14 protein-coding genes and 1 pseudogene are annotated in these 25,715 nt (G+C 35.2%); 7 read left to right on the top strand and 8 right to left on the bottom strand.

Annotated features, from left to right (window positions below; translation table 11 throughout):
- Window positions 1-123: 123 nt before the first annotated feature.
- From dnaJ to dacB, 5 genes are all read right to left on the bottom strand, one after another.
- On the bottom strand, window positions 124-1,263 hold the full coding sequence (dnaJ, locus tag AASI_RS05015; RefSeq protein ID WP_012473100.1) for a molecular chaperone DnaJ: 1,140 nt from the start codon (window positions 1,261-1,263) through the stop codon (window positions 124-126).
- Complete coding sequence (locus AASI_RS05010) at window positions 1,263-1,880, bottom strand: nucleotide exchange factor GrpE (protein ID WP_012473099.1); 618 nt, start codon at window positions 1,878-1,880, stop codon at window positions 1,263-1,265. The genes dnaJ and AASI_RS05010 overlap by 1 nt, the downstream gene beginning before the upstream one ends.
- A gap of 466 nt (window positions 1,881-2,346) precedes the next feature.
- Window positions 2,347-2,526 carry a hypothetical protein gene (locus AASI_RS05005; protein WP_012473098.1) on the bottom strand — a complete coding sequence of 60 codons (180 nt, stop codon included), beginning with the start codon at window positions 2,524-2,526 and terminating at the stop codon, window positions 2,347-2,349.
- A gap of 177 nt (window positions 2,527-2,703) precedes the next feature.
- On the bottom strand, window positions 2,704-3,435 hold the full coding sequence (locus AASI_RS05000; RefSeq protein ID WP_044282837.1) for a DUF72 domain-containing protein: 732 nt from the start codon (window positions 3,433-3,435) through the stop codon (window positions 2,704-2,706).
- Window positions 3,436-3,495: 60 nt separating this feature from the next.
- Window positions 3,496-5,046: a D-alanyl-D-alanine carboxypeptidase/D-alanyl-D-alanine endopeptidase gene (gene dacB, locus AASI_RS04995; RefSeq protein WP_187146246.1), complete on the bottom strand. Its 1,551-nt coding sequence runs from the start codon at window positions 5,044-5,046 to the stop codon at window positions 3,496-3,498.
- Between the two features lie 538 nt (window positions 5,047-5,584).
- Between dacB and AASI_RS04990 the strand changes: the two genes are divergently transcribed.
- On the top strand, window positions 5,585-6,664 hold the full coding sequence (locus AASI_RS04990; protein WP_187146245.1) for an N-acetylglucosamine kinase: 1,080 nt from the start codon (window positions 5,585-5,587) through the stop codon (window positions 6,662-6,664).
- Window positions 6,665-6,752: 88 nt separating this feature from the next.
- Here AASI_RS04990 and AASI_RS04985 read toward each other — a convergent pair whose 3' ends face one another.
- Window positions 6,753-7,232: a DUF4385 domain-containing protein gene (locus AASI_RS04985; RefSeq protein ID WP_012473094.1), complete on the bottom strand. Its 480-nt coding sequence runs from the start codon at window positions 7,230-7,232 to the stop codon at window positions 6,753-6,755.
- A 1,074-nt stretch (window positions 7,233-8,306) separates the two neighbouring features.
- Here AASI_RS04985 and AASI_RS08205 point away from each other — a divergent pair.
- From AASI_RS08205 to AASI_RS04965, 3 genes and pseudogenes are all read left to right on the top strand, one after another.
- A pseudogene (locus AASI_RS08205) lies at window positions 8,307-9,067 on the top strand (IS5-like element ISCaa9 family transposase).
- 69 nt (window positions 9,068-9,136) lie between these two features.
- Window positions 9,137-9,580 (top strand): IS200/IS605-like element ISCaa10 family transposase, encoded by a 444-nt coding sequence (gene tnpA, locus AASI_RS04970; RefSeq protein ID WP_044282834.1) that lies wholly within the window; start codon window positions 9,137-9,139, stop codon window positions 9,578-9,580.
- A gap of 255 nt (window positions 9,581-9,835) precedes the next feature.
- Complete coding sequence (locus AASI_RS04965; RefSeq protein WP_012473091.1) at window positions 9,836-11,395, top strand: hypothetical protein; 1,560 nt, start codon at window positions 9,836-9,838, stop codon at window positions 11,393-11,395.
- A 796-nt stretch (window positions 11,396-12,191) separates the two neighbouring features.
- Here the strand turns inward: AASI_RS04965 and AASI_RS07715 are convergent.
- Window positions 12,192-13,283 (bottom strand): patatin-like phospholipase family protein, encoded by a 1,092-nt coding sequence (locus AASI_RS07715; RefSeq protein ID WP_012473090.1) that lies wholly within the window; start codon window positions 13,281-13,283, stop codon window positions 12,192-12,194.
- A 368-nt stretch (window positions 13,284-13,651) separates the two neighbouring features.
- Here AASI_RS07715 and AASI_RS04955 point away from each other — a divergent pair, with 368 nt between their 5' ends.
- Together AASI_RS04955 and AASI_RS07710 are read left to right on the top strand one after the other, a co-directional pair.
- On the top strand, window positions 13,652-13,864 hold the full coding sequence (locus AASI_RS04955) for a hypothetical protein (protein ID WP_012473089.1): 213 nt from the start codon (window positions 13,652-13,654) through the stop codon (window positions 13,862-13,864).
- A 105-nt stretch (window positions 13,865-13,969) separates the two neighbouring features.
- Window positions 13,970-20,407 carry a tetratricopeptide repeat protein gene (locus tag AASI_RS07710; protein WP_012473088.1) on the top strand — a complete coding sequence of 2,146 codons (6,438 nt, stop codon included), beginning with the start codon at window positions 13,970-13,972 and terminating at the stop codon, window positions 20,405-20,407.
- Between the two features lie 183 nt (window positions 20,408-20,590).
- Here AASI_RS07710 and AASI_RS07705 read toward each other — a convergent pair whose 3' ends face one another.
- Complete coding sequence (locus tag AASI_RS07705; protein ID WP_187146244.1) at window positions 20,591-23,677, bottom strand: tetratricopeptide repeat protein; 3,087 nt, start codon at window positions 23,675-23,677, stop codon at window positions 20,591-20,593.
- 652 nt (window positions 23,678-24,329) lie between these two features.
- Here AASI_RS07705 and AASI_RS07700 point away from each other — a divergent pair.
- Window positions 24,330-25,655 carry a hypothetical protein gene (locus AASI_RS07700; protein ID WP_148204962.1) on the top strand — a complete coding sequence of 442 codons (1,326 nt, stop codon included), beginning with the start codon at window positions 24,330-24,332 and terminating at the stop codon, window positions 25,653-25,655.
- Window positions 25,656-25,715: the final 60 nt, after the last annotated feature.

Here is a 25,715-nt window from a genome sequence, read left to right as displayed (position 1 = left end):
TGTTATGCCAATCATAGGTAATAACAAGCTTTATCTAAATTATATTATTTTAATAGATACAAATGTTTATTATAAAATTTAACCATACATAAGCTTTATTTATAAAGCTAGGTTGTTTTTATATTAATTTCTGAAAAGAGATTTAAACTTTTCAAAAAAATTCTTTTCCTGTTTACCAGGTTGTGGTATGAAGTTAGATGAATCTTTTAGTTTTTCAAGGATTTCCCTTTCTTCTTTATTAAGCTTATCTGGCGTCCATACCTGAATATGAACAAGCTGGTCGCCTTGTCCATAGCCATCTACTTCTTTAATACCTTTGCCACGCAGCCTCAATATCTTACCACTTTGAGTTCCTGGTTCTAACTTAATTTTTACATTTCCACTAAGAGTAGGAACTTCTTTTTCAGCTCCAAAGACTGCCTCAATAAAGCTAATATAAAGTTGGTAATGAATATCTTTTCCTTCTCTTTTTAGTACATCGTCCTCTTTTTCCTCAATGGCAATAAGGAGATCGCCTGGTACACCACCATGTGGAGGCATATTGCCTTTTCCACGCATGGAAAGCTGCATACCTTGAGTTACACCAGCAGGTATTTTTATATTGACTACTTCTTCTGCATATATCCTTCCTTCTCCCTTACAGGTATTACAAGGTGTGGTAATAATTTTACCTGCTCCATGACATACAGAACAAGTTGAATGGGTAACTACCTGCCCTAATAACGTATTAGCAACCCTATGAACCTCTCCAGTACCTTTACAGGTATTACAAGTAGAAAGCTCAGTACCATTTTGTGCTCCGTTACCTCCACAAGTCTGACAGGTTATATATCTTTTTATCTTTATCTTCTTTTCAACTCCGCTAGCAATTTCTTGTAATGTTAGCTTCAGTTTAATGCGTAAGTCACTTCCCTGACGGGTCTGTTGTTGAGAACGTCCTCCCTGGAAAAAGCTTTCAAACGGTGTACCCTCAAAGATATTACTATATCTACCAAATATATCTTCAGCTTGTGTATATGAGCCCCTATAAGCTTGCTCACGCATTCCATCATGTCCTAAATAATCATACCGTTGCCTTTTTTCTGGATTACTAAGCACTTCATAAGCTTCTGCTGCAGCTTTAAATTTTTCTTCTGCTTCGGGGTTGTTAGGATTTTTATCAGGATGATACTTGAGCGCTATTTGTCTATAAGCTTTTTTTATTTCATCAGTGGTAGCATCCTTTTTTATTCCTAATATCTCGTAATAATCTTGTTTTGCCATTATTCACCTATTATAACTTTTGCATACCTCAATACTTTATTCTTTAACAAATACCCTTTTTCAATAATTTCTACTACTTTACCATGTAGCGATGCATCTGTTACTGGGGTCTTTGTAATGGCTTCTTGTAATTCGGCATCAAAAGGACTGCCTTTTTCAAGCTGCATAGGCTGTACACCAGCTTGTTCAAGAATATGAAGCAATTTATCATGTATCAATTTGACGCCTTCTTCTACTGCCTGCACTGATACATTCTCTTGCTGTAAAGCTGTTAACCCACGTTCAAAGTCATCTATAACAGGAAAAACTTGCTGTAATATTTTCTCACCAGCTGTTTCTATTAGTGATAATTTTTCTTGGTTTGTCCTTTTTCTAAAGTTTTCAAACTCTGCATATAACCTTATATACTTGTCGTTTGCTATAGCTAATTCCTGTTGTGCTTTGTCTAAGGTTTGTTTTAAACTTCCTAGTGTTTCTACTTGCTTTTCCTCACTATTTGGAGGGATTCCGGTAGTTGATGCTTCAGCATTGGGAGCTTGCTTAGCAGAGTTATCTTCAGGATCAGATTGCTGTACTTTTGCTCGGTTAGCATTATCTGTATTTTGATGTTCTTTCATAATTCTCTCCAATTAATTATTTAAGCATTTATACATTCTTTCTATCTATATATAACTAGAACAATTCTTCTGCCAAGTCTGATTTATTGACAAGTTGACAGTGGTTTGCTCAAATGAAAAATTGGCTAATATATTAACAAGATAACTTTTCTGATTTTATCAGTTTTTTTAAAAGCTTTAAAGATAGAAAATTACTTAAAAATTTCCATATGAAGTAAGATACTTATTAATCAGAGATAATTTCTATGAACTGTGAGTTGATAAAATAATAACTGGCTACATTTTACTGAAAGGCAAAAGCATAACCAGCATATTTTTTATACTCTATAAAGCGTATGCATATAATCTAGGCATGCTCTTTAAACAGACCTCTTGCATAACCCTATTTACAGTTATATAGAATGAGTTTTTATGCAAAGATTTTTGAGATTATGCAAGAAGTCTAATATATCATTAGTTTCGAATATTATATCCACCCTACAAAAGTTGCAGAAGTATCTTCTACTCGTTCTGAATGAGCAAGATGATGGTTATTAAATAAATTGGCATACCGGCCTGCAATAAAACCAAGCGCAGTACAAACAATCATTTTAACTATTAATGGTTGCTTGCTAAAATTGTGTTTTTTGAAATGTTGTACAGACATATCTTTTTTATTTAAATATTAAAAGAATAATATGATATTAAAAAAATAAATACCAAGCAAGTGTTTAGCAAAAAAAAAGCAGGACTCTTTTGCTTTCATTAACTTGTATATGTAAAAGGGATTTATACTTAAATTAAGAAAAAAATATGTGAGATACAAGCCTACAATAGCTTATATTTAGGTAAGTTCAAGTAATTTTTTTAATTCAGTAGCATTCTGAATAGCATGTCCATGCATAGTATTATTGAAATATACCCATAGCTCTTTTATCTGTTCTACTTTTATCTTTTGTGCCCAATTTACCAATTCTTGTTCTGAATAACATCCCGTATAAACTGGATACCCATGCAATCGGATATAGGCAGCTTTATCTGTTATATTAAGATCTTCCGGCAGTCCAAAACCACTTACTGTGCAGCATATTATATGATGTTCTTGAAGAATACGGATTATTTCAGGATGCCACCAACTAGAATCTCGAAATTCAAGCACATTTCTATAGCAAGGGTCAAGCTGTTCAAGAATCCGCTCCAGGTACTCTGGTGTAAACCTAAAACTTGCTGGAAATTGAAAAAGGAAACAATCAAGTTTATCTTTTAGTATATCTGATAAACCATAAAAATTGTTAAGCAGCTCTCGAACTTGATGCATCCGCTTAAGATGAGTAATTTCTCTGCTAACTTTTAAAGTAAATTTGAAGTCAGAAGGAGTTTGTTGTACCCATGTATGGACTGTTTTTGATGTAGGAAAATGATAAAAAGTGCTGTTTACCTCGACAGTTTTAAAATGAGTGGCATAGTATGCAAAGTAATTCTTAGAAGAAAGTGTTGGTGGATAAAATACAGACTTCCAGTTTTTATAGGACCAACCTGAACAGCCTATATATATCATATTACTATATGGGTGCATACTTTTTGGTTACTTAACCTATGCTTTAGTTACCCAATGTGCACCTAGCAAACATGGCTATCATTTATAATGCAAAGGTAATGCCTCATTAACAAGTGCTGTAAGCAACTTTTCTATTTGTTGTTTTAATTCCTTAGGTGTTCCATTATAATTATTGACAATCAATGAAAAGGCTATTTCTGTTCCACTGATGGTAGTGCAGTAGCCTGTATAACTCAATACTCTTTTCATACCACCAGTTTTAGCTTTAAGATTTCCTTTTAAAGGGGCTTTTGTAAATAATTCTTTTAAGGTTCCTGTCTCTCCTGCTATAGGTAACGAGTGATAAAAGGCATCAAAGTTTTTGCTGTTTTTCATATAGCACAAAATATCAACCAGCTGCTTAGTTGTAATGCTATTATATCTAGATAGGCCACTTCCATCATGGAGGAATATACCTGTTGTATCTATACCTGCAGCACACCAAAAGTCTATTGCTGCTTTAATTCCATTTTCTGTATCTTCTTTGCCTGCTATATGTAAACCAATTTGGTTAATAATATGTTCTGCATACAAATTATTACTTTCTCGGTTTGTGATGACTACTATATCTTTTAGTGGAGGAGAATAGTTAGTATATAAATCAACCCTTGGTGTCTCGTCTTTTTTTACATTTCGCTTACTTTTTTGATATTTACCTTCTTGCTGTCGTTTCACTTGACGTATTTCTGGTTCTAAATTACCTTTATGTAAATGAAGTTCTTGTTTACGTCTTGTGGTAGTAGGCCCTTTTTTAACTTTGATACCGTTTTTTTCTAATTCATTTCTTAAAGTATAGGCAGCCCAATAAGCAGGATCTGGTATAGACGCTTTAACTACCAGTGTTAACTTGTCCTGTGGAATAGCACCTTTGATTATTCTCGTATTTTTATAAGGCATACCATAAATACAAAACTGGTATTTATCCCCTACCCTTTGCAATCGATTGATAATTTTAACTTCTTCAGGAATTTGTGGACTGATTTGAACAATATCTAATTTAGTTTCATCTATTAAACGAGGCATAAAAAGCATTTCATATTTATTATCAAATATGGATAACTCACTATAAACTGCACCATACTCATTACCTAAATCTTCTACCACCCATGTATCTGGTGCTGTGTAATCTTCAAGAGTTTTTGTATCTCCTATAACAGCCCCGTTTATTCTTTTAATACCTTTGGCTTTAATAGTATTGATCCATGTTTCTATAAAGTATGGATCATAATAATATTCTCTGAACATTTTTGAACCTAAAGTAGGATCCCCTTCCCCTAGAATGTATAGATTACCTCTAAGAGTCCCTCTTTTATCCACCTCTCCATTATACTGTAAACGTGTTTGAAATTTAAAATCTTCTCCTAAAATTTCCAATGCTGTAGCCGTAGTAAAAAGCTTTAGAGAAGACGCCGGAACTAAACTTATATGTGGATTAATAGAATGAATAACCTCTCTTGTTGCGGTATTAACAGCATAAAGGCTTACTGAGGCATTTTTTAATACACTCTCATCTGTAATTCCTTGTATTTCCACAATAGATGACAGCTTGAGCTGCTCGTTGTTTGCCTTGCTACTATAAGAGACAAACACTAATGAAAAACTAATGCCTAAGTACAATATCTTTTTTGAGAAACTCATATAATAGATAGCTTATTAGCCGATATTCGATATTAAAAGAGAGTGCTACATTAGCAATATAAACAATTGCATATAGCCTCCGCAAATTAAAAATTTGCACACTAATTACAGTACTAAAAATAAAAATTTAAATTACCACATAGCTAACTAACTAGGTTAAGCTTGCTCCTTGGTAGTCATATTATATACTTTTTTCTTTACAGTAAGACATCTAGATTGATAGAACGATAAGGCTTTAACAATTTTTATCTTTTCTTAAACCTACGCTATATTTTTTCAAAACCTTGATACAAAGCATGTATATGACTTTTAAGCAAGCATATACTTTTAATTTAGAGTATGCCGACTAGTTTGAAGGCTAAAAAGTTCAATAATACATTTCTGTTGATTTAAGTACTATTTTACTTTGCACCACGATTTATTCATGATAATCTATTTGCTGTTTTGAAGTTAGCTGAGTATGTTTAAGTACCTCAAAATAAAAATAGACATGGTAAACAGGATGTTTCTAGTAGCAGTTTCCCTTTTTTCTATTCTTGGCCAACAGGTTATTGCCGATGACCTAATAGTAGTACCTCATGCTGACTACATTTTATGTATTGATGGACGTGGTTCTAAAACTTCTTTACAAGTTGTTACTACCCAAGGAGCAGTTATTCCTTTACAAGGACCCGCGGGCATAGTACAAGAAATTTATACCGAAGGAAGTAACGTTGCAAGTTTGGGTTGGGATTTAGTACAGAAACGACTAGAAAAACTTTTAAACCAAGTTAAGTTCCCTCCAGGTAACAATCCTTTACAGAATAAAAGCTCTGTTGCAGTTGTTGCAGGTTTTGCAGGCATTGGGCTCCCAGAAATACGCCAAAAATTTATCGATTTATTTCAACAATGGGGTTTGAACCCAGATAAAATTGTTGTAACCACAGATATTAACTTAGCTAAAGAGCTTTTAAGCCAAAAAGATGGGGCTGTATTGATTGCCGGATTAGGCTCTGTTGCTTTTGTCAAGCATCAGGGACATTGCTTGCGCTTTGGGGGGCTTGGATGGTACTTAGGAGATGAAGGGAGTGGTTTCTCTGTAGGAAAAAAGGCTATAGCTGCAGCTATAGCTGAAGATAAGGGTTTTGGTATGAAAACAGCTTTGACTCCTATTTTAAAAGAAATGTTTCAAAAACAAGAACTATATCGTCTAATTCCACTTTTGCAGGATGGCACCATCAGTTCTGAACAGGTAGCAGCGATTGCTCCAATAGTTTTTGAATGCGCTTATAGTAAAAAAGACCCGGTAGCACACCTTATTGTCAAGCTGGCAGCACAGGAGTTAGCTAGTTTAATTCGCCAAGGGATAGAGATGATTCAGAAAGAGTTAAAGCCTTTACCTGCCAACTGGCCGATCTACTTGATTGGTGGCCAATTTAAAGGTCCCTATGCACAGGCTTGGACCCAAGAACTCTGGTCATTTTTACCACAAAGGGGAAAAATGGTTCCACACAATCTAGCTAAGTCTAATACTACTACGGTGGTAGTGCAGCAAAAGTTAGCTGCAAGACGAAACAAAAGGGGTTGGTAATTACTAATTTAAGTAAAAGCTTAACAGGTAATTTTTTAAGCTAGGCTTTTACTTTATTTATTCAAAAGTTTAATAGATAACTATATTTCTAACCATACTGCTCTTTCCATGCTTGCTTCAACTGTGCATATTTAGGATTAGCTTCTGCCTCTTTCCATCTTCCATAAAATATCCTGGCACTTATGGCCTTTTCTTCTTCGCCCGTACCTCTTTCTAACTGTGCATAATCATGCAAGGCATCATATTTCTTCCCTCCTTTATAATTGGCATATCGCCTAGCTCTTGTATAGCCCATTTGTAAGTATTTACGAGCCATATCAGCACCTATAAAATCGTTGTTTTCTAAGTAGGTTAAAAACAGTTGGTATATTTTTTCGCTACTTTCTTTTGCTATATCAGGAGTTTTAAAACGCCAATAAGGGCCAATTTCTTTTTTATAAGGTTGGCATATTAATACACCTTGTTCTCCTTTACCTACTCGATAAAGATATGGCTCTTCACGGTAATTAATGGTATTCTTCCAAGCGTAATTTTTATTATCAAAGTTTAAATAACTAGGGCTATCCATCCTATTATGTAACTATATAATTGTTTTACTAATTTTTATTCCGCAGCTTATAAGGCTATTAATCTTTACAAGTAGATTTTATACCATTCCATTTTGGAGTTAACTAATTAACTCAAGTTGCTAGTTAAGATAAGTTGTATGCATTTGAAAAGCGAACAGAAAAGGTTACTTCATAAAACTTTCTCAGGAACATACCCTTAATTTAGCTGATGCTCGTCTCTATACCTTTATCATATGCTCTTTTAGAAAAACTATCGAAGGGGCTCTTTTTTTTGCATTAGACCCGCTGCGAAACGATTTTTGATATACAAAAAACAGCCAATAAATGCTCTAAAGGGCGAAAAAATAATGGGGTTTTTTGTTTCGCAGCGGGTCTATTGTTCTTCCCTTGGCTCCTTAATATGATAGCTGCCCCTTCTTGGAACATATCCTCAATCAGATAATGGGTATAGGCTACATCCGTATATAGTTCACTCCATTTGTGCAAGCAAATGAAGCCGAGTTAATTCTTTGACATCTGTGTGGCTACCAGTGAGAATATACAATTCAACGAGTATGCCTTCTCATGTGGTGATTAATTAAAATTTGACGCCATAAAAATATCTACGCATATTAGCTTGCCTTCCTCTGTATTCTTTTGCTTGTACTAATTTGCAATTAGTAATACGCATGTTAGCACCAAGCGGTATGGAAAGGAATCCAAAATAAATTATCTACTAGCAGCTACTTCTTTAACATGAGGCCCCTATTTACAAAAATATACCGGCCAGCTCTTCTCTTATAGCATGAAAGCTCCTGTTGAATCGACTTTTCTCCAGCATGCAAGGACCATTCTTGTCGATTGTATCAACATTCTCCCACTATCCCTTAGACTTGTAAAAGTAAATTAAAAAATATTTTAAATTATTATTGTTATAGATGAAGAGTTATCCAAATCTGGAAAGCTTGGAATTGGAGCATAGGCAGATGTGGATAACTCTTTAATCTCTAAGAGGCTGTCTAAAAAGGGTAATTTAGATAGGAAAAGCAGACAAAACTTTATAAAATTAGTTAGTGAACTTTAAACTAACAGCTATGCCATACACTAGCGATTTAACAGATAAGGAATGGGAAGTGTTAGAACCATTAGTTACTTACATAGGTCCTTGCCGACCCCGTAAATACACTATAAGAGAAGTATTAGATGCTATTTTCTATTTAGAAAAAACAGGCTGTCAATGGCGCATGCTACCTGCCCATTTTCCACCCTGAAAAAGTGTTTATGACTTGTATTATCGCTGGCGAAGAAATGGTAAATGGGACTTAGTCCATGATACACTTCGAGATCAAGTACGAGAAAAGTTGGGCAAACAAGCCATACCTAGCGCTGCCATTATGGATAGCCGCTCGGTTAAAACAGCACAAAAAGGGGGTCGAGAGGCTATGATGCAGCAAAAAAAGTAAAAGGCCGTAAGCAGCATATTATTGTTGATACGCTGGGGCTTATACTTTGTGTGGTAGTACATTCAGCTCACTTATCAGACTCAAGAGGATGTCATCTTTTGCTTATTCGCCTTTTTAATACATTCCCTTCTATTAAACACATATGGGTAGATGGAGGATACCAGAAAGGATGTATAATGTGGGCTTATGGGGTGCTAGGTTATACTTTAGAAGTTGTACAACGGCTCTCAAATGGGTTTCATATTCTAAAAAAGCGATGGATAGTCGAGCGTACATTTGCTTGGCTGAGTTTTTCTAGGAGGCTCTCTAAAGATTACGAGCATAATCCCAAGTCTTCTGAAACACATATTAAAATTGTTATGATTAGAATCATGCTTAAGCGGCTTTTATGACTCCATTTTGGCTTTTTAGACAGCCTCTTAGGGTTGAATTCCCCGCCGCTTGCGGCGTAAATTGCATATGTGAGTAAATATATCCATAAGAGTCATAATGTAACAGTGTTGTTGTATCATTTGGTCTTACCAGCAAAATATAGGCGTGTAGTTTTTGATAAGGAAGTAGATGAAGCCTTGAAAGAAATTTGTATTAAGATTGAAGAGCGTTATCAAATTAAGTTTTTAGAAATAGGAACCGATAAAGACCATGTACATATGCTGGTACAGAGCGTTCCAACATATAGCATAACCAAACTCGTAACGCTAATCAAAAGTCTTACGGCAAGGGAAATATTCAAGCTGTGTCGGCAAGTAAAGAAGCAATTATGGGGTGGGGAGTTTTGGAGTGATGGATATTTTGCAACTACTGTAGGTAAGCATGGAGATGAGAAGATGATAGCGCGTTATGTGCAAAATCAAGGTAATACGTATGAGATGTTATACGAGAGTAGGCAGCTAAGGTTGTTTTGAATACCCCGCTGCTTGCGGCGGGGTTATTTATTCAGTCCTTTTATACCATCTTGATATAATAAGTTTGGTGTACCTACTACCTACTCAATTGAGCCTAGTTCTTTTTAGGCAAAATATTCATTGGATTGTTTTTATCAAATTAAGGAATGCCATACATGCAACCTATTATTGTAATAATCTACTGTAAAATAGCACAATTATTTGTATATTATATATAAATATCAAGCTTAACCTACCCTTAAAATTTCATTAAATATGCCAAAACAGCCTAAAGAAACCAATGAATCCACGAAAAAAAGTGCAGGCCAGCCAAACGCTACAGATCGGATAGAGAAAAAGAGTAAAATGCATCAAAAAAGTGTAAAAGAAAAACCTAAGAAGAAAAAGATATTACAGCAAGCTGCCACCAAATTTCCTGAAATAGAAGATTTATCGTTCACTAAAAAAGTACGATTAAGATCATCAAGAAGCTATACTAGTAACTCCGGCCTGTCTATATCAGATCCCATAGAAATAGAAGACGATGAAAATGGAATATTTAACACATCTGATGAAATTGAGAGTACCAGTATACCAGTAATAGTTAGCATGACTTCTGATGAAGAAGATATTATGGAGGATGATGAAAATAAGATACTTAACACATCTGATGAAATCAAGAGCACTAGTATACCAACTATGGCTAGTATAGCTTCGTATGCAGAGGATAATACGGAGGATGATGAAGATAAGTATGATAATGAAGGTCATTATAGTATTATTGACGATCTAGTGAATATTCAAAGTTATGAGGATAAAGAAGACCAAAACGATCAAGTTGACTCTTCTAGCACACAGTGGACGGAAAAAGATAAGATGCTTGTTAAAGAAAGAAGGAAGGTTGCTACAAAAATGACGGAAGTACTTACAGAAATCAGTGAAAATGGGGACTCAATTAAAGTTATATTTCAGAAGAAATCTCACCAAGCTGGCATATATGCTCCTAAAGAGAAGGAACGTGTATCTGTAAATATAAACATGCCAAAAGAACGCCTATTAGTACGGCATCTTGCAACCACTCTATTAGCATATAATCCTACAGGCATGGTAGAAGTCCAAGCTGCAATTGACTACACGAATGAAAAAATATATGTAGCTAGCAATAAAAACGAGAAAAAGTTAACGGAACTACTAAAAAGCCTATTACCAGGAAATAATAAGCAACTTAGCAATTTAAATGTACCTACTTTAGATCAAGTAGTTAAAAATAAAATTTTTAGTGAAATTGAAAAACAAATACTTGAACTCGGTCCTTCTGGTGATCAAAACAAGTTACAAGAATTGAAAAGGGAATTATACCAAGAATTAAAAACAAAAAAGCAAACAACAACAGTAACAGACAGACTTCACAAAATAGACAGGATTTGGAGGCATATGGAACAACTCCGCCAAGAAAGAAATGGAGTTTTTGGAGCATTTACAATAGAACAAATTTCTGGGTCAAATGAACAACATGCGGAAACAAAGATAATAGCTAAAAAAGGCATTGATTGTATTGATTATATTGGTGGTACCAGGCGTCCTTGTGCATGCTGCTTTATATATATGATATTAAAAGGTTTACCTCAGGAAGCTTATAATCAACATAATGGAGCTCTGTGGAATAGTATAGGAGCATGGATGTCACTAGCAGGCTTCAATATAAATACCGAAACATCTCAGGAACTTTTAGAGGTAGTGAACAGAATGTCAGACAAACATTTTATAAACAAAGGTGCTGAAGGAAAAGAAATATATGATTTTGATACACAAAGCCAAGAATATAAATTTGCTTAATTATTCATAAAAATGGACCAAGCACCTTGCTTATGCTAATTCTATTTATTAGCATAAGTTAAAGGGTTTGGTCCTATCCTATATAAAGCAATAGGTTATCCAGAAATACTGGGACTTTTTTTACCCCTCAATTTATTTAAGAACTCACGTTGCTCAATTAGAGGCATAATTCGTGTTTAACTATCAATTAATTCTTTGATTTCTTGTTAAAAAACAGTTCTGCATGAGATAAGTTGATAAATCTTGTCTGTATAAAGTGAGTTTTTTTATCTAGTTTACTCGTTAGCTTTGTAAGGTAGAGGTTATAAGCGACCTTAAACTTATGTGAAGCGATGTAGCAAGCTATAATGGATTATCCTAGCTTATATAGCTGTAATTGACATGCCCTTATTAGAATTGAAACTGAAGTCAGATGTTATGGGCAATAGCGAAGCAAGCCAGGAAGAATAGTTATCTCTCCTAGACCACCTCACCTGTTTTCATAAGATCACAATGCTTGCAAGCAGGAGAAATCGCTAATACCAGTAAATATAAAACTGCTTGGTTAGTTACTAAAATCTAAAGTGGGCAAGGTAAGTTAAAAAGCAGCTATTTTAGTAGGTATTAGTTAAAAGTAGAGCTGGTCTTGCAGTGTTAGAATAAATAGCTAGAGGTTACAAAGTAATTGGTAAAGGCTGAAACAAGGCACACTGATAATATTCTCTCTCTGTTATAATAAAGTTATCAGACTAAATTAAATACAAATTTTTTACTAATTAGACTTTTATTAATACATTGTCCAAGCTTATGCTCATGTTTAAGACTGCATTAACTCATTACATATAGCTTTGAAAGAATCAGTTGCTATATATTTTTCAGCCAATACTCTTAATTTCTCTACATTTTTAGGGTTGTCCATGCTACTTAATTTCTGTGGAATATACACTTGGATCCTATGGCTATTGGGGTAGACGATTGAAATAAGATCTTTTGACCAATCGCTATCAGCGTTCATCATCATTTCAATAAGGTTCGGCTGAGCTTTGATCATCCAGCCTAGAATACCTGCATACTTCAGCTTAGCAGCTTGGCGTTGAAATTTTTGAAACTCTTTCTTATTAGGTTTAGGTGCACCTGTACCAATTGAAATTAAAATAACATCTTGGTTTCGAGGCATATGCTCCATAAAGCTAAGTGCCCTAATGGCTGTAAACTCAGGATTATTAGCCCAAATACCTCCATCTATTTCATGCAATATTTCCCCATGGGTATTTTTTAAAACTTTAGGAGCAAAATATGTAGGAGCTGCACTAGTGGCGCCAGCCACATCACTCAAATAATAATCAAGCTTTTTACCCTCACGTGCATGATGGGTTGACCACATTTCCGGAAGAGCACAGTCCAAAGAAAAAGAAATAACAACCGCAGGTTTTAGTGTATGGCTTAGCTTGGCATTACCAAATAATTCTTTTAGAATATAATCTAGATGCTTTCTATTATATCTAGGCCCCCACAGTCCCCATCCTGACTTTATATGATGGAAAAAAGAAGAGCTAAATATGATTGGAGTTTTTTGTTTGTAAAATTCGACTAAATCAACAGCTTTATACTTAGCTTTTCCTTCTTGATTGGGTGTGAGTAAAGCTAAAGCTATCAAGCCTCCTGTAGAGTTTCCAATTACCAAATCAAATAGTTCACTAATTCGCTTTCCAGTTTGTTCTTCCATAGCCTGTAATATCCTAGCTGGTATAATACCTCGAACACCTCCCCCATCAATAGATAAAATTCTAAATTTTTTATGGCTATTAGGGTTAGCAAGTGGTAGATCAGAGTTGGTCGCTGCAAAACTGTGTAAACTAATACATAGTAACCAGAACAAGCAAAAGCAATGAATATTTTTGTAATGCATGATTATAAAGTTTTATAATATGACACACATACAGCAAGATAAGTAGTTTCCAGACAAATTCTATTATCAATTAAATATACTTTTAAGCAGGTATCTTACAAACACTCATTAAAATTTTGTACTTGTATATCACATTCATACAGCTGATTAAGTTGCTAAGTCAAAAATATTTATTAAATACAATTACTATAAACTGATCCTTAGGCTGTATTCTCTATTATAATCAAGAATTATGGTTAACGGATTTAGTAAAGTTTTAAGGTTTATAGCAGCTAGGTTTTTTACACAATAACCTGCTGTATATAGGCTGATTATTTGTATATTATTTATAGGGAAGCATTATGCTCTTCTAACACTTTCTTGCTCAGATGCCAACACCATTAAAACTAACATTAGTAGAACCGTCTTACACTCCTTTCTTAGGAAAAGCGTCTATTATACAGGTTGATAAAAAAGGTTTTCAGGAAAGTAACTTTAAAATTAGTATGGATACGGCTTCTTCTAGGGTTTATCTTTGCCATGGCTTTACACTACAAGAGTCAACTTATACTAACGTTGCAAGTATAGGTATACAATTTTAAAATAGTTCCGAGAGAGTATAAAAAGTATTTGAAGTGCCTGACTTTAATCCTAACAAAGTTGGTTACATATATATAAAATACAATAGAATAATAGTTAAATAATTTATGAAAATACGATCTTGCTTGTTTGGCTATTTACGTAATATTTATCTATTAATCAAATTTCTACCACTTGGAAGAATCCCTGGATTATTAATACAGTTATTCTTGATTGTTCCTACTCTTATAGGACTTAAAAGTATAGAGCTAGATACAGCTTCTCAACAACCAACTGTCTTAGCAACACATTCTAGTGTGATAGAAAAAGAAGAAAAAGTTTCATTTTCAGGGGTAACAGAACAAACACTAGCACCACACCAAATTAGTAGCCAACCTTTTGAGCAAATACTAGCTTCTTTGCATAACAATAATCCACAAGTATATGCAATAAGCTTAACACACGAACAATTAAATCAAGAAAAGCTCCAACAGCTTCAAGAAGCCATTGCTAACAATAGCATTATTGGATTTATTCAGTGGGGACAAGTGCCTGTAGAGTGTGAACACATCAAAGAACAAATACAAGAAAAGATAACAAAAAATATATACACGTATACCTACTATCCTACTGATTATATACATGGGCTATTGGCATATCAAGTTTATAGCAATCCTAAGTTAGGTCAAACCATAGATCTTACTGTTGTAAGTAAAGAGGTAGGACACCAACTGCGCCCTAGCATACATACAAACTGGAAAGTAATACAGTTAAAAGATGATAGCAAAAATACAGGCTACTATAGTGCATTATATATCAATGAGATCACTCACCAAGCTGTATTGTCTTTCCAAGGTACTAAAGTAGAAGGCCTTAGAACACTAGCACGAAAATATTCTGATTTAAAAGAAGGTATTGATGGCGTACTTGGCAATGTTATTACACAACAAAATGCTTTAGCTTATGTAGCCACAAAAGATGCTGTTGACTATGCCAAAGACAAAGAATTCAATTTATCCATTACTGGCCACTCCTTAGGTGGTTATTTAGCAGAGCTAGCCGTTGCTTTCTGTTATCGTGATTTTAGCTATCGACAAACAAAATGCATTGTCTTTGATAGCCCTGGTACAGTCAATAAACTCGATAAGTTCAAATCAAATGTAGTCAACAAAGCTACCAAATTTTCTATAGCTTCTCTGCCCATTATTACTTACCTATCTGCTCCCAACTTAATCAACACTTGCAATGGACACCCTGGAGAAGTATATAGGGTATATCCACAACTCATGTGGTCAGCTGAAATACATAAATGGGCTAAAAGGGCTAGCAATGTACCCCTGATTGGTACTAATCTAAAAGACAAAAATAAGGGGCTTCTAACCCTTACAGGCCATAGTCTATCCACCATATTATCCTTGTTTGACCCCACAACAGGCAAACCAAGCACCTATATACGTATAGCAGACTGGCCTAAACTAGATACGGATAATATTGCTCATATAGGAAAGAAGAAAGAAGAATTAGAAAAAGATACCCTCCTCAAAACTGGCTTATCTATCCTTACTGGAAAAACAAATGTAATTGGTGGCGCTTTTCAAATTCTTCCGTCCCTTATAGGAGGTACTGCAGCCAGTGTATTGTCTGTACTAAAAGATTGCTTAAATATCAACCAAGCTCAATATTGGACTACGCTAGCTTACCTAGATGATCATTATAAAGAAACCAAGCTAGCTTCACAAAAAGAGTTTAACCTCCGCTACAAAGGACATTATCGTATTAGCGACAAACCTATCAATGAGCATATTTTGTATACAGAGAACTATGAAGGAGTTGACTGGTATCTCTATGAGCTATATAAATACAAAGATAAACTAGCTCAGTCGCCAACAAGAGATATAACTTTTGCTGTGCTCAAAAACATTTTACAAGATTATGAGGTAGTAAGCTTAGATGAGCAGCCTTATGTACGGTTAGTAGACAAGCAAGGATATGTAGAAGTTTTGCGCGATAAGATGCAACGATCACTCAAAGTATTGACAGCTGCTAGTATTAAGAAAACACTAGAAGACAGCAACATTGATGCATTAACCAAGCAGCTAGAAAAAAGGTCCATCAAACAATTTAGCCAGCTCCACAACTATATAGCACAAGCTAAGTTAACAACCTACTTAGCCAGAGAAGATAAGCAGCAAGAGCTAAGCCAAAAACTTAATAAAGATGGTGTTTGTGTGGTATATGGCCATGGCGGTGTAGGAAAGAGTACGCTTGTAGCCCAGTATGGACATAGCCAAAAAGACAAGCAACTTATATGGTGGATGCAAGCGGAAACAGCCGATAAATTAGTAAAAAGCTACCAAGACTTAGCAAAAGAACTAGGCATCGACTATCAGGAGCTAGCACAAGGATTCAAACAATCTTATGATAACTATCTACCCGAGCTCAGCAAGAGGGTTTACAATGCACTAGAAGACCGTAAGCAGCCTATCTTACTCATTTTAGATAATGCAGCAGATGCCCATCTAATAGCAAATTGCTTATTGTATAGGCCTAACTTAGTACAAATGGTTATTACAACCAGGAAAGCAAGAGAATTTAGTGCTTACAGCCAAGTCAAACTAGCTGCCTTTAAACAAGAACAAGCAGAGAAATATGTGGAAACATATTTAAACAATAGTTTATATCAACCTACTAAACAAGAGGTGGCAGCCTTAATAAAAGAAGTAGGCCTTATTCCTCAAAATTTAGCTTTAGCAGTTGGTTATATCAGTCAAAAGCGTTTAATAACCATCCAAGGTTATATCGACAAACTGCAATCTATTAAGAAACTAGAGAAAAAAAGCGAGCACCAGTTTGTTTTACCTGAAGTAAGTTTAGGATTAGAAAGTCTAGACGCACAAGCACAGTTAGTAATGCGCTATGGTGCTTACTTAGACCCGGATTTTATCCCTTTACCTTTAATCAGTGCCTTGGTAGAGATAAAAGATGAGGAAACATTAGAAAATCTATTAAGTGCATTAGAAGAGTTATCTTTGATTACCATTATCAAGTGCCATCAAAATGAGCTAGGTATACAGATCCACCGAGAAGTGCAAGCAGCTACCAAGCAGTACCATGGGTGGAAAAATACAAGTAACCTCTCAGAAGAAGCATTATTATGTTCTATTGCTAAGGTGTTGCATGAGCTTGTACCTGAAGTAACGGAAGTACCTGACAATACATGGGACCAGGCAAAAGTCTATGCAACCAACGTAGCACATGTATTATCCACTATTAAACAAACTATAAAACCAACACCTTTGTTAGCTGACTTGCTCAGCCGAACAGGCAAGTATAACCAACAAGTAAAAAGTAACTTTGAACAAGCATTACAATACAATCAGCTAGCACTTGTAATGAGGCAGGCCTTGTATATAGGCAATCATCCTGACATAGCTACCTCACTCAATAACTTAGGGGAGATTTATAAGTCTTTAGGACAGTATCAAGAAGCATTAAAGTATTACCAGCAGTCTCTTACAATGAGACAAGTATTGTACATAGGCAACCACACTGAATTAGCGGAGTCACTTAATAACATAGGGTTAGTTTATAAAGCTTTAGGAAAATTCCAGGAATCGTTAAGGTATTTAAAACTAGCTTTTGACATACGTAAAGCCTTATACATAGGCAATCATCCTGCTATAGCTGAATCGCTCAATAATGTAGGAAGGGCTTATAAAGCTTTAGGCCAGCATCAAGAGGCTTTAAAGTATTATCAGCAAGCACTTGACATGAACAAGGTGATATATGCAGGCAATCACCCGCATGTAGCCAAGTTACTCAATAACTTAGGAGGTATCTATAAAACTTTAGGGCAATACCAAAAAGCTTTAAAATATTATCAACAGGCACTTGGGATGCGCAAGTCATTGTATACAGGCAATCATCCGCATGTAGCTCAGTCAATTAATAGTGTAGGACATATTTATCAAATTCTAGGCCAGTATCAAGAAGCATTGAAGTATTATCAAGAAGCGCTTGAGATGCGTAAGGCGTTATATAGAGGCAACCATCCGGATGTAGCTCAGTCGCTTAATAGTATAGGAAGCGCCTGGAAAGCTTTAGGCCAACATCACAAAGCTTTAGAATATTACCGACAAGCATCTGACATGCGTAAGGCATTATACCCAGGCAACCATCCTCGGATAGCTGATTCGCTTACTAACTTAGGATTAGTTTACAGGAGATTGGGTCAGCATCAAGAAGCATTGAAATATTATCAACAAGCACTTGAAATACGTAGAGCACTATATATGGGCAATCATCCTGATATAGCTAACTCCTTTAACGATCTAGGAAATATTTACAAAACTTTAGGACAATATCAAGAAGCATTGAAGTATTATCAACAAGCACTTGACATGCAAAAAGCATTATATACAGGCAATCATCCTGATATAGCACGGTCGATCAATAACATAGGATTTATTTATCAAGCTTTAGGTGAGTACCAAGAAGCATTAAAGTATATCAAGCAAGCCCTTGACATGCGTAAGGCATTATATACAGACAATCATCCTCAAGTAGCACAATCCCTCAATAACTTAGGAAATATTTACAAAACTCTAGGACAATATCAAGAAGCATTGGAGTACTTACAACAAGCCCTTGACATGAGAAAGGACTTGTATAAGCACAAACATCTTGATATAGCTATTTCACTCATTAACCTAGGGAATATTTACCAATCTGTAGGACAATATCAAGAAGCTTTAAAGTACTATCAACAAGGTCTTGATATGCAAAAAGGATTATATTCAGGCGATCATGCTGATATAGCAATGTCACTAAACAACATAGGAAATATTTATAAAATTCTGGGCCAGCATCAAGAAGCATTGAAATATTATCAACAAGCTTTTGAAATACGCAAAGTATTTTATGCAGGTAACCATCCTGATATAGCCATTTCACTCAATAGCTTGGGAAACATTTGTAAAACACTAGGCCAGTATCAAGAAGCATTAAAGTACTATCAGGAAGCTTTAGGAATACGCCAATCTTTATATATAGGCAACCATCCTGATATAGCAGAATCAATTAATAATATCGGATTTATTTATCAAGCTTTAGGTGAGTACCAAGAAGCATTAAAATATTTGAAGTATGCTCTTGAAATGCGGCAGGCATTATATATAGGCAACCATCCCGATATAGCTATTTCGCTTAATGATTTAGGAGATATTTACCAAGCTTTAGGCCAGCATCAAGAAGCTTTAAAGTACTATCAACAAGCCATTAACATGCAAAAAACATTGTATACAGGCGATCATCCTGACATAGCTATTTCCCTGGACCACATAGGAAACATTTATCAAGCCCTAGGCCAGTATCAAGAAGCTTTAGAGTACTACCAGCAAGCCTTCAAAATGCAGAAGGTATTTTATACTGGCAACCATCCTGATATAGCTACTTCACTCAATAGCTTAGGACATGCATATAAGTTGCTAGGAAATTATCAAGAGGCTTTTAAATATTACCAACAAGCACTAAATATTCATCAAGTATTATATAAAGGCAATCATCCTGCTATAGCTACTTCATTGAAAAATTTAGGAGATACTTATTATACTTTAAGCCAGTATCAAGAAGCATTAGAGTATCACCAGCAAGCACTTGATATAAAAAAAGTATTATATAAAGGCAATCATCCTGCTATAGCTATTTCATTGATTAGCTTAGGAGATGATTATAGGGCATTGGATCAATATCAAGAAGCCTTAACGTATTATCAGCAAGCATTGGAAATTCGAAAAAGCTTATACATAGGCGATAATCCTTTTATAGCTACTTCATTAAATAGTTTAGGAGATATTTATCAAGCATTAGGCCAACATCAAAAAGCTTTAACATATTACCAGCAAGCATTTGATATGAGAAAAGTTTTATATAAAGGCAATCATCCTACTATAGCTATTTCTATTAATAACTTAGGCAAAGTTTACCAAGCTTTAGGCCAACACCAAGAGGCCTTAAAGTATTATCAGGAAGCATTAGAAAAAAGAAGGACTTTATATAAAGGGTACCATCGTAGTATAGCTACTTCATTGAATAACTTAGGAGACGTTTACCAAGCTTTAGGACAGCATCAAGAAGCCTTAACATATTATCAGCAAGCACTTGATATGAGAAAAGCTTTATATAAAGGCAATCATCCGGCTATAGCTGTTTCATTAAATAACTTAGGAAATGTTTACCAAACTTTAGGACAACACCAAGAAGCCTTAACATATTATCAGCAAGCGCTTGATATGAGAAAAGGCCTATACACAGGTAACCATGCTGCTACAACTACTTCATTGGATAACCTAGGAAATGTTTATCAAGCTCTAGGGCAGCACCAAGAAGCATTGAAGTATTATCAACAAGCACTTGATATGAGAAAAATATTGTATACGGGTAACCATCATGATATAGTTACTTCATTCCATAACTTAGGAGCTGTTTATCAAGCGCTAGGCCAGCATCAAGAAGCTTTAAAATATCATCAACAAGCACTCGACATGCAGAAACAACTTGTAGCCTAATCCATCCCCTACCCCCTAGTACAACTAGATTTATAGCAAGTTTATAACTTCTATTGTCCCTAAGGCATAGACACAAGAAATTTTACAAAGTTTTTAGGAAGTCATCTATCTATAAAGTTAACATAAAGCAAGTGCATATAATTAAGACAGTACACTTCTCGGCTCATTTATATGAAAGAAAGCCTATTGAAAAAGATAAATATATTCTTCTTTAAACTTTTGATTACGGATAGCCTGTCCTTTATCAATTTCTTCTAATAGCAAGTTATAGTAAGTATTAAACTGTATAGGTATTTCTTCTAATGTTTGTAAAGTAGTATTAAATGTATCTACTAATTTCATTTTTCTAGCTAATGTGGCTAGAAGCACTGCTTTTTCTGATTCTTCTACAACAGACTTCTGTAGTTGCTCTTGTATAGCACTTACCTTAACTGTAACTTTTTGACGAGCCAACTCATAAGACTCTTTAAGTTGGTTAATTAACCCATAAAAACTTCTATAAGTACGCTTATGCTGTAGCTCTGTAATAATTTGGTCAGCTAATTCTACATTCGCCTGGCCAAAAGAAAGACAAGTTTTATTTTCAGCTAAGATATGTTGCTTAACAAAAGGCACAATGCCTGTCCGCTGTTGATAGTTCTCTATAGCCGTTGTATCCTCTGACTTTTGCAAGGATAAACAGCTAACCATTAAGCCAGTTTGTATAGATAGTTGCTGTTTCCAATCGATAAGCTGTAAAATTATTTTTTCGAGTTCTTCACAATAACCAAGTCTTAAACTAGCTTGCTTGCCAGCTAAATCATACTTATTCTGTATTAACATTGCCTGACAAGTACTCAAAAGTTCAGCTGCTTCGTCAGACTGCATTTCTGCTTCAACGCTAGTAGTTTGATTATCTGGCAGAGTAGCTACTAAAGGAAGAAGTGTAGCATTAACATTAAAGATATGCATCAGCTTGTCTGTATTTCGTGTCTTCATCCACCAGAAGATGGCTTGGCTCAGATCTTTCTCTCTTCCTAAACCCTTTTTGTAAATACTTCCCAGCTTATTTTGTGCAGCTACACTGCCTTGACTAGCAGCTTTAGTGAACCACTCGAATGATTTTTGATAGTTACGCTCAATATCCTCCCCCCTTTTATAGATAATCCCTAAATTATACTGTGCCTCTACAACCCCCTGTTGAGCAGCCTTAGTAAACCATTCTATGGCTTGCTGCACATTTCGCTCAACCCCCAAGCCATCTATAAAGAGAAATGCTAAACTAGATTGTGCCACTGCGTCATTTTGATTTGCTGCTTTACTGTACCATTCGAATGCCTTGTGGTAATCATGTCCAATGTCTTCATCTGTTTCATAGAGAAGACCTAGACTATATTGAGCTTTTACAAGACCCTGGTTAGCTGCCTTAGTAAACCACTCTATAGCCTCCTGTTTATCTTGTTCGACCCCTAATCCATCTTCAAAGAGACGTGCTAGGCTGAATTGAGCTTCCGCATGACCTTCATTCGCAGCTTTACTAAGCCATTTAAAAGCTTGTTGATAGTTATGCTCAATGCTTTCACCTAGATTATAGTAGAGACATCCTAAGCTATATTGAGCTTTTACAAGCCCTTGGTTAGCCGCTTTAGTAAACCACTCAGATGCTTTATGGTAATCCTGAGCAACCCCTTCTCCTTTTTTGTATAGAAGGCCTAACTTAAATTGAGCGGTTATATTCCCTTTATTAGCCGCTTTGTTATACCATTTTACTGAGTTTCCAAGATTTTGCTCAATCCCCAAGCCCTTAGCATACATATATCCTAATTTAGTTTGTGCTTTTATATTGCCTTGGTTAGCAGCCTTATGGTACCACTTAAATGCTTTGTTATAGGCCCGCCTTACACCTTTACCATTGTAATATATTCTACCCAGGTTATACTGAGCAGTTATATTTCCTTGCATAGCTGCCTTGGTATACCACTCGACAGCTCTTTCACTCTTATTTTGGATGCCTAATCCCTCCTCGTACATATATGCTAAAGCATTTTGTGCCTTAGCATACCCCTTTCCAGCAGCTTTCTTATACCATTTCAATGCATTTTGATAGTTACATGAAACTATTTTTCCAAAATAATATATATCCCCTAAAAGACATTGTGCTATGGCAAACTCTTGATGAGCAGCCTTAGTATACCATTCAATAGCTTTCCGAGCATCAACTGGAAAACCTAATCCTTCACTATACATATACCCTAAATTGGTTTGAGCTAAAGGATCTCCTGCTTGTGCCTGTTCTTTTACATGTTCCATCAATGTTTGATAAATCGTATAATCTGTTGCTTGTTTTGAAAAGCATAGCAGTAAGTATGCATATTCTTGCTTCTGTTTTGCTTTTTCTTGTATACCTGGCCAGCTAAAAGGATGGAGTATTTTTTTTATAAGCGGATTTATACTCACTTGTAAGCAACGCCTAATAATTTCTTCTTGTGCTTGAGTATCGTTATGATCGGCTCGCTCAGCTAATGCACGTATACTCAAAGTATCATAAGATTCTGTCGATTCTTTAGGGTTTGGTAAGCTTTTCTTATATTTCTTTTGGGCTGGATATTGTAAGGATCTATCTATTATTTCTGAACCAGAACTACATATCAGATCATGGTATTCTTCTTCCTGCATTTCCTTAGTCTTTTCAACTGGATATGGTAAAGTAGGCAACAAAGGACGTTTACTTAAAGTACTAGTTAAAATTTTAATTTCCCCTTCTGGTAGATCACTGCTTGGAAGTAATAAGCTCGTCTGTTTGGTATGGCTACTCCAATCAACCCTATGCTTTTGTATGATGCTACCATCTTCATCTAAAAGTTCAAACTTAATGATTACATTATCAGTAGTTGCAGCTGGCAATAAGGTGAAGGGGACAATTAATAGTTCATCTTCCAGGTTTAGCTCTCTTTGGGATGTAAAATAAGTTAAATTCTGGGTCGTATTCTGGAAACTTCTTGTAGTTTCGGTGTCTTTTTCAAACAGCAATTGGTTCGCGCTACCACTTAAGCTAATTTTTAACCTATACTTATTAAGCATAACATGTTGCTTATGCTCAGCTAATGAAAAACAGGCTTCAATGGCTTTCTGATCACCTATTAAATGGTGGGGATTTATCTCCATGAGCAAACGTGCTTCTTTCTGATTATCAGGTGAGTTATGGCCACAACCAATAAGCTGTAAGCTAAGTATAAAAAGAATGGTTTTTCTACTTAGAAATAGTGAAGGATTAATTTTAAACATTTTCATGGCGTTTCCAATTACTAATAAATGCATGATCATAATAGAGCAAAGGTTATTATTTAGAGGTAAACTAAACCTTTTTTGTTGAATAATTGGTTTTTAATAAACCAAATTTATGTTTTCTATCAGGTTATCTACAATAAAATATGATATAGAGTTTTATCCTGTATTGTAGTCTTATAAAGCCTTATAACAAGGACGTACGAAAATTATTCTACAATCTTTCCTATTAAACTTTTGCTAAGGCAATAATTAGAGCAAACTCCTTCTCCACAACTTCTTCAATTTAGATTGTAGCTATTCTAAAAGATGCTTCGATAGTACCGCAAACTTTTTTATTTTTTTGGCAGGATAAGCCTATAATCAGCTACTGGGCTTTCCTTTCTTTTCTATATAAGATAAATGCAGCACAGCACATGTGTTTTTAACGCTAAAATATGTATAAAACTATATCTCGTTAGTAAAAGTATTCAATATTAGAATTTCGGTGAAGCTATAAATAGTCATGCTTCTAGAAGGCTAATCTCTCAATTAAAATAACTTTCCATAAAAATTCCATGTATAAATAATTTTTGTAGCAAGCCACTTTATACACCCTAATTATTTGTATATTATATATAAAGACCAACTTAATACCCACCGTAAAATTCTATTTACAATGCCGAAAATAAAGAAAACAAAAAAAATCAATCAAAGATTTACAGAAGAACTAACAAGTAAGCGAACAACAAAAGACATAGAAACAGAAGAAAGTACATTAGAAGATGAAGAAGATGCCATGAGCCAAGAACACAGTGGTGAAGATGATGAAGACCAAATGAGAGAAGAAGAGGTTGATGAAGATGATGAAGCTCACATGGGAGAATATAGAGTTGATGAAGATGATGAGGATGATGAAGATCATATAGGAGAATATGGGGTTGATGAAGATCATGTGGGAGAAGAAGAGGTTGATGAAGATGGAGATGACTACCTGGCAGAAGATGAGTTGGATGATAATGATGAAGATGATGAAGATCATATAGGAGAATATGGGGTTGATGAAGACCATGTGGGAGAAGATGAGGTTGATGAAGATGGAGATGACTACCTGGCAGAAGATGAGTTGGATGATGATGACCAAGTATATGATAAAGCAAACCAATCTAGTACACGTATAGAAAAAGCAGGCATAAATAGTAGTAAATTTCGTAGTGCTAGGGTAGTTCAAAGAAGAACTGACACTACCCGAAATATTTTAACAGTAAAATATAAACATGGAGACCAAAAAGCCATCTATATACAAATTTTAAGTAATGGACTAGGCAATACTAAGTTAACTATGCCTCATGGAGAAGGGGTCGACAATATTAAAAGAGGGCATACAGAAGCCATTCTTTATGCCATTATGCAAGATCAAAAAATAATGATTCCAGATGGGTTCGGTGATTACAAAGAATTACCGCTCAGTAATGCAGATATAGAATACATTTCGTCTAGTAATGAGGCATGTTCTGGTAAAGGTTCAGAGAATTGTAAAACTGATATTGTACCGCTATTATTAAAAAGAGCTGTAAACGCTCAATTTTATTATAATAATCCTTATGTTGCTGGACAAGAGACAAGTACAGCAACCGAATTTAAAAAGAATACTAATCAGCACTATAATCGCACTAACGATAGCCAAGAAGATTCGGAAGAGGAGGCTGATTTTTATGCTGTTAATGAAATATCTGAGGATGCTAAAGATAGAGCCGACGAGACACGTCCTTTGTTTAGAGCTGAGCTGCTTAAGGATTTTGTGCAACCTAGCGGTGGTGTGAAACCTTTTCTTACTCAGGTTGGCAGAGGTGAAGACAAACAATCGGGTAGAGACTTGGATGATGCTTTACCTTGGGAACGACGAAAGTATACGAGGAAGAAAAAGCCAGCAAGCTATGGAAATGAAGGCAAAAGTTTGCACAAACATTTTAATGATAACGATGAAGTCTATAGTAGTGAATAATAATCGTTAACATATAAATATATAGCAAAGATTATGAATGAGGTATCATGGATATACTAG

Origin of the sequence: Candidatus Amoebophilus asiaticus 5a2, from assembly GCF_000020565.1 — a bacterium.
GTDB classification, from domain to species: Bacteria; Bacteroidota; Bacteroidia; order Cytophagales; family Amoebophilaceae; genus Amoebophilus; species Amoebophilus asiaticus.
This window is presented reverse-complemented; position numbering and strand designations above follow the sequence as displayed.

Excerpts from the sequence above, each read along its gene's own strand:
- dnaJ (WP_012473100.1), bottom strand. The coding sequence starts at position 1,263 with ATGGCAAAACAAGATTATTACGAGATATTAGGAATAAAAAAGGATGCT.
- AASI_RS05010 (WP_012473099.1), bottom strand. The coding sequence starts at position 1,880 with ATGAAAGAACATCAAAATACAGATAATGCTAACCGAGCAAAAGTACAG.
- AASI_RS05005 (WP_012473098.1), bottom strand. The coding sequence starts at position 2,526 with ATGTCTGTACAACATTTCAAAAAACACAATTTTAGCAAGCAACCATTA.
- AASI_RS05000 (WP_044282837.1), bottom strand. The coding sequence starts at position 3,435 with ATGCACCCATATAGTAATATGATATATATAGGCTGTTCAGGTTGGTCC.
- AASI_RS04990 (WP_187146245.1), top strand. The coding sequence starts at position 5,585 with ATGGTAAACAGGATGTTTCTAGTAGCAGTTTCCCTTTTTTCTATTCTT.
- AASI_RS04985 (WP_012473094.1), bottom strand. The coding sequence starts at position 7,232 with ATGGATAGCCCTAGTTATTTAAACTTTGATAATAAAAATTACGCTTGG.
- AASI_RS04965 (WP_012473091.1), top strand. The coding sequence starts at position 9,836 with ATGCCAAAACAGCCTAAAGAAACCAATGAATCCACGAAAAAAAGTGCA.
- AASI_RS07715 (WP_012473090.1), bottom strand. The coding sequence starts at position 13,283 with ATGCATTACAAAAATATTCATTGCTTTTGCTTGTTCTGGTTACTATGT.
- AASI_RS04955 (WP_012473089.1), top strand. The coding sequence starts at position 13,652 with ATGCCAACACCATTAAAACTAACATTAGTAGAACCGTCTTACACTCCT.
- AASI_RS07710 (WP_012473088.1), top strand. The coding sequence starts at position 13,970 with ATGAAAATACGATCTTGCTTGTTTGGCTATTTACGTAATATTTATCTA.
- AASI_RS07705 (WP_187146244.1), bottom strand. The coding sequence starts at position 23,677 with ATGAAAATGTTTAAAATTAATCCTTCACTATTTCTAAGTAGAAAAACC.
- AASI_RS07700 (WP_148204962.1), top strand. The coding sequence starts at position 24,330 with ATGCCGAAAATAAAGAAAACAAAAAAAATCAATCAAAGATTTACAGAA.